The organism is Streptomyces sp. col6 (assembly GCF_008042035.1).
Lineage (GTDB): Bacteria > Actinomycetota > Actinomycetes > Streptomycetales > Streptomycetaceae > Streptomyces.
The window spans coordinates 1-936 of sequence record NZ_RDBL01000047.1 but is presented as its reverse complement, the minus strand read 5'-3'; the positions used below and the strand labels follow the sequence as shown (position 1 = coordinate 936).

Here is a 936-nt window from a genome sequence, read left to right as displayed (position 1 = left end):
CTGCCCGACGAACCCCCCGCCCTCTCCTGGGACGGCGTCACCTTCGGATACGGCGACGCAGCCCCGCTCCTCGACGGCTTCACCCTGGACATCCGCCCCGGCGAGACCCTGGCCCTCATCGGCCCGGCCGGCTCCGGCAAGTCCAGCGCCGCCGCCCTGCTGGCCCGCTTCTACGACGTACCCGCCGGCGCGGTACGGGTCGGCGGCACCGACGTCCGCGACCTCGCCCTCGCCTCGCTGCGCTCCCGGATCGGCTACGTCTTCGAGGAGAGCCTGCTCCTCTCCGACACCGTGCGCGCCAACATCGCCTACGGGAGGCCGGACGCCACCGACGCGCAGGTGCGCGAGGCGGCCCGGATCGCCCGCGCCGACGAGTTCATCGAACGGCTCCCGCAGGGCTACGACACCCTCGTCGGCGAACAGGGCCTCACCCTGTCCGGCGGCCAGCGCCAGCGCATGGCGCTCGCCCGCGCCCTCATCGGCGACCCGGCCGTGCTCGTCCTGGACGACGCCACCTCCGCCATCGACGCCCGGGTCGAGGCCGAGATCCACCACCGGCTGCGCGCGGACGACCGCCGCCGCACCACGCTGATCATCGCCCACCGCCGCTCCACCCTGGAACTCGCGGACCGCGTCGCGATCCTCGACGGCGGCCGCGTCACGGACATCGGCACGCCCGACGAACTGCGCGGCAGATCCGCCCTGTTCCGCGAGCTCCTGGCGACCGACGACCCCCACGACGACGCCATCGCACCCGACCCCGGCTGCCCCACCCCGCACCTGTGGCTGCGCCCCGAGGAGGACGAGGACGAACAGCTGGAGGGCACCGCCGTGCGGGCCGCCCAGGCGCTCGCCGAAGCCGCCGCCACCTCCGGGCCCGGACGCGCCGGACCCGGCGGCGGGGTGCTCGGCTCGGCCCCGCCCACCCCCGAACTC

1 protein-coding gene is annotated in these 936 nt (G+C 75.9%); it reads left to right on the top strand.

Features of this window, described 5'->3' with window-relative positions; genetic code table 11:
• Positions 1-936: ABC transporter ATP-binding protein (locus EAO73_RS34895; RefSeq protein ID WP_147975547.1), on the top strand; the 936-nt coding region annotated here is incomplete at both ends.